Below are 4,671 nucleotides of genomic sequence, written 5' to 3'. Positions count from 1 at the left end.
ATCCGGAGGGCTACCGCCCCCGGATCAGTACCCCACGCCGAGATCCCGGGGGCGGTAGCCCTCCGGATATCCCGGATAGGTGCGGTTGTTGGGGTTGCTCGCCGCCCGCGAGAGCCGTCGCTTGGGCAGCCGGCGTACCACCGCGGACCGGGCGCGCAGCGCGGCCTCCGCGACCGCCCGGACCCGCGCAGAGCCCTGCGGGAACCCGAACGCCGCGGCCATCCGCTCGTCGATCAGCGCGTACACCGCGGTGGCGACGGCGGGTGCGAGCGCCTTCGGATACCACGACTGGAACAGCCGCAGGGTGTAGGTGCCGATGCGGTGGTTGTCGTCGCTGTAGGTGAAGTGCTCGTCCTCGTAGTCCAGCTTGAACCGCTGGAACTCCTGGTAGGACTCCGGAATGTCCTTGATGCCCATCCGGATTCCCACCTGCCGGTAGAAATGGAACGAGGCGAGGCGCTCGTGCGGGTGCAGCCGCCGCCAGCCGTAGCGGTCGATCCAGTCGATCGGGTCGTAGACGAACGTCGAGAGCACGTAGAGCATGTCGTCGTTGTCGATCGAGTACCTGCCGTGCATCCGGTTGACGTTGCGCAGCGACTCGCGGCCCCGATCGGAGTCGTAGCCGTGCTCGACGAGCTCGGACATCAGGATCGCGGTGTCGTCGTAGCGCTTCTGCGGGCGGTGCTCGAACTCGCCGGTGCGGGCCAGCAGCGCGGAGATGCTCGGCACGCAGTAGGTACGGAACAGCGCGAACTCGAGCGACCGCTGGTAGTCCCACGGGAACTCGTAGCCCGCGGTGATCCGCAGAATGTCCTGATGGTGGGTCACCGGGTCCAGGCCCTCGATCACCTTCAGCCAGCCGAACCGGCCGAGCCCGGCGTGCGGGTCCCGGTTCGGCGCCGGGAAGGTGGTGGCCTTCTCCGTCCGGGCGTCGGGGCGGGCGGCGACGGACGCGCCGCGCGTGCGTTCCTGGGTGCGGTCGGGGGAGGTCGACGTCATCGGTGTCACCGCCCGTGCCGGGTCTTGAGCATCCACGCGGCGATCTTCATGTCCCGCGCGGTGCGCTCGAGCGTGAGCAGGTTCAGCGGGGCCCGGAACCTCTCGACGGTCACCGACTTGGGCCGGCTGAATTCGCGCAGGCCGTCGGCGCCGTGGATGCGGCCGAACCCGGATTCGCCGATGCCGCCGAACGGCAGCGACGGGATGCCCGCGAAGCCGAGCACCGAGTTCACCGACACCATGCCGGTGCGCAATCGGTCGGCGATCTTGCGGCCGCGGGAGCGGTCCTTGGTGAACACCGACGCGCCGAGGCCGTAGTCGGTGGCGTTGGCGCGCTCGACGGCCTCGTCGAGATCGCGCACCTTGTTGACCACCACCGTCGGGCCGAAGGTCTCCTCGCACACGGCGGAGGACCGCTCCGGCACGTCGGTGAGGATCACCGGGTCGACGTAGCGGTCGTGCACCGACTCGCGACCGCCGACGACGGCCTCGGCGCCGTGATCGAGGGCGTCGTCGATCTGGCCGCGCACGATGTCGATCTGCCGGGGCAGCGTCATCGGGCCGTAGCTGGCGTCGTCGGTGCCGCCGGGGCGCACCCGCTCGATGGTGGCGGTGAGCTTGTCGAGGAACTGCCGGTAGACCGGCTCGACGACGTAGATGCGTTCGACGCCGGCGCAGGTCTGGCCCGCATTCCCGAACGCGCCGAACGCGGCCATCTCCACGGCCTTGTCGAGGTCGGCGTCCTCGGCGACGATCATCGCGTCCTTGCCGCCGCACTCGGCGACGAGCGGGGTGAGGGTCTCGGCGCACACGGCCATGACCTTGCGGGCGGTGGCGCCGGAGCCGGTGAAGGCGATCTTGTCGACACCGGAGCGGGCGAGTGCCGCGCCGGTCTCGCCGAGGCCGGTGACCACCTGGAACACCGGCTGCGTGGGAGCGAGCGCGTTCCACTTCTGCTCGAGCCACCTGCCCACGCCCGGGGTCAGTTCGGACGGCTTGAACACGACGGCGTTGCCGGCGGCGAGGGCGTAGGAGATCGAGCCCATCGGGGTGTAGACCGGGTAGTTCCACGGCCCGATGACGCCGATCACGCCGAGCGGCTGGTACTCGAGGGTGGCCTGCTGGTTGGCGCTGGCGAGGCCGGACGGCACCCTGCGGGGGCGCAGCACCTTCTTGGCGTTGCGGGCGGCCCAGTCGAGGTGCTCGATCGCGAGCATCACCTCGAGGAAGGCGTCGCCGCGCGGCTTGCCGGTCTCGGCGGAGACGACGGCCGCGAGGGCCTCGGCGTCGGCGGCGACGGCCTTCTTGAACTCGAGCAGCCAGTCCCGGCGGCCGCGGAAGCCCTGGGCGGCCCACCAGCGGGCGGCCGACCGGGCGCGGTCGACGGCGGCGGCCACGTCGGTGGCGTCGGCGATGGGGTACTCCGCGAGGACGGAACCGTCGCGCGGGTCGAGGCTGGTGAACGTGGCGGACGGGGGAGCGGGCGACGGCGTGTCGGTGGTGCTGAGGTCCTGGGTCATGGAGTGACGCTTCCTTCACTGGGCCGCATCAAATATATTTGATGTGATTCACTGTCGTGGATCTCACACTAGGCGGCGCGCCCGGCGTCGACAACCCCCCACCACTTGTCCAGGCCAGGAGGCCGATCCCATGCACACCAACCTCACCGAGTTCACTCCGGAGCAGCAGGACTTCGCGGCGGCCGTCGCCGACTTCTGCCGCCGTGAGGTGGGCACCCGCGCCCAGCGCGACGCCCTCACCGACCACGGCACGCACAGCCACAGCCAGGAGCTGTACCGGAAGATGGCCGACCTCGGCTGGCTCGGGGTGACGGTGCCCGAGGAGTTCGGCGGGTCCGCCGGCAGCACGGTCGACCTGTGCATCCTGCTCGAGCAGAGCACGCGCGGCATGGCCCCCATCGGCGGCATCGGCCCCACCCTCATCACCGGCGCAGCCTACGAGAAGTTCGGCACGCAAGCGCAGAAGGAGACCGTGCTCGGGGGCATCGTCGAGGGCCGGTCCCAGTCCATCTCCATGTCCGAGCCCGAGGCCGGTTCCGACGTCGGCGCCCTGACCTGCCGCGCCGAGAAGGTCGACGACGGTTGGCTGATCAACGGCCAGAAGACCTGGTGCTCCAACGCGCACTTCGCCGACAACATCCTGCTCGTCGCCCGCACCGACCGCAGCGGCGCCAAGCACCAGGGCCTGACCATGTTCCATCTGCCGGCCGGCACGCCGGGCCTGAAGATCAGCGGCATCGACACCATGGGCGGCAAGGAGGTCAACGACCTCTACCTCACCGACGTGCGCCTGCCGGAGGACGCCGTCGTCGGCGAGGTCGGCAACGGCTGGACCCAGCTGATGGCCGGGCTGAACACCGAGCGGCTCATCCTGGCCGCGATGATGCTCGGCACCGCGCAGCGCGCCTTCGACGACGCCCTGCAGTTCGTCACCGAACGCAAGCAGTTCGGCCGCCCGGTCGGCACGTTCCAGGCGATCCGTCACCGGGTCGCGGACCTGGCCACCGAGATCGAGGCGACCCGGCTGCTGGTGTACCGCGTCGCGCGCCTCGTCGACGCCAACCCGGGCACGCTGTTCCCGCGCGAGGCGTCCATGGTCAAGCTCAAGGCCACCGAGGTCGCGAAGAAGACCGCCCTCGAAGGCATGCAGATGATGGGTGGCTACGGGTACGCCACCGAATTCGACATGGAACACCACGTGCGCAGGACGATCGTGTCGACGATCTTCGGCGGCACCAACGAGATCCAGCGCGACATCATCGGCAAGAGCTACGGGCTGTAGACCGATGACGGCACCGGCCCGAGCGTCGCGCGGACTACGGCGACGGCCCCAGCTCTCCGAGGAGGTCGCGACCCACCTGCGCGGACTCATCATCTCCGGTGCGCTGCGGCCCGGCGACTTCGTGCGGCTCGACGAGACCGCCGCCGAACTCGGGGTCAGCGTCACCCCGGTCCGGGAGGCGCTGCTGACGCTGCGCGGCGAGGGCTTGGTGCAGTCGGTACCCAACCGCGGCTACGTCGTCTCGCCGCTCGACCGGGGCGACGTGGCCGACATCTTCTGGCTGCAGAAGCAGATCGCGGTGGAACTGGCCCTGCGCGCGCTGCGCTCCGCGGAACCCGCGGACCTCGAGCGGTTGAGCGCCCTGAACGATGCGCTGTGCCTGGCCGTCGAGTCCGGAGAGGCACAGCGGATCGCCGACGCGGAGTTCGAGTTCCACCGGGACCTGAACCGGATCGCGGCCAGTCCGAAGCTCGCCTGGTTTCTCTACTGTGCGGCGCGCTACACCCCGTACCGGCTCTACGCGGCGGATCCGGGTTGGGGCCGGCTCGCTGTCGCGTCGCACGCCCGGCTGATCGACGCGTTCCGCAGGGGGGACCGCGCCGAGGTGATCGCGCAGACCGAGGTGCAGTTCGACGACGCGGTGGCCCGGTTGCTGGCCCACCTGGACCGGATCGCACCTCGCAGCTGACCCGCACCCCGGGTGGCGGTGGTTGCGGTGGTCGTGAGGGCCGAATGTCACATTCCTTCGATCAGGGCGGTTTCAGGCGGCCGATGCGACAAGCTCGGTGAACGCTTCGGTTGGCGTGCGCCAGCGTAGCGTCTGCCGGGGGCGGCCGTTGAACTCGTCCTGGACCTGCTGCAGGTCCTCGG

4 protein-coding genes and 1 pseudogene are annotated in these 4,671 nt (G+C 70.2%); 2 read left to right on the top strand and 3 right to left on the bottom strand.

What is annotated here, in order from left to right; genetic code table 11:
* Positions 1 to 24: 24 nt before the first annotated feature.
* Together G6039_RS29630 and G6039_RS29625 are read right to left on the bottom strand one after the other, a co-directional pair.
* Positions 25 to 1,035 carry an oxygenase MpaB family protein gene (locus G6039_RS29630; protein WP_006947466.1) on the bottom strand — a complete coding sequence of 337 codons (1,011 nt, stop codon included), beginning with the start codon at positions 1,033 to 1,035 and terminating at the stop codon, positions 25 to 27.
* Complete coding sequence (locus G6039_RS29625) at positions 1,005 to 2,519, bottom strand: aldehyde dehydrogenase family protein (RefSeq protein WP_043799324.1); 1,515 nt, start codon at positions 2,517 to 2,519, stop codon at positions 1,005 to 1,007. Before G6039_RS29625 ends, G6039_RS29630 begins: the two co-directional genes overlap by 31 nt.
* A 130-nt stretch (positions 2,520 to 2,649) precedes the next feature.
* On the opposite strand from G6039_RS29625, the gene G6039_RS29620 reads away from it, so the two are divergent.
* Entirely contained in the window at positions 2,650 to 3,801 is a 1,152-nt protein-coding gene (locus G6039_RS29620) for an acyl-CoA dehydrogenase family protein (RefSeq protein ID WP_043799326.1), read from the top strand.
* Positions 3,802 to 3,805: 4 nt separating this feature from the next.
* On the top strand, positions 3,806 to 4,489 hold the full coding sequence (locus G6039_RS29615; RefSeq protein WP_006947472.1) for a GntR family transcriptional regulator: 684 nt from the start codon (positions 3,806 to 3,808) through the stop codon (positions 4,487 to 4,489).
* A gap of 72 nt (positions 4,490 to 4,561) precedes the next feature.
* On the opposite strand, the pseudogene G6039_RS31560 reads toward G6039_RS29615, so the two are convergent.
* Positions 4,562 to 4,671: pseudogene (locus G6039_RS31560) on the bottom strand (IS30 family transposase); the annotation flags it as partial.

The sequence above is a fragment of the Rhodococcus aetherivorans genome (assembly GCF_011058165.1).
In the GTDB taxonomy this organism is placed as follows: Bacteria; Actinomycetota; Actinomycetes; order Mycobacteriales; family Mycobacteriaceae; genus Rhodococcus; species Rhodococcus aetherivorans.
This window is presented reverse-complemented; position numbering and strand designations above follow the sequence as displayed.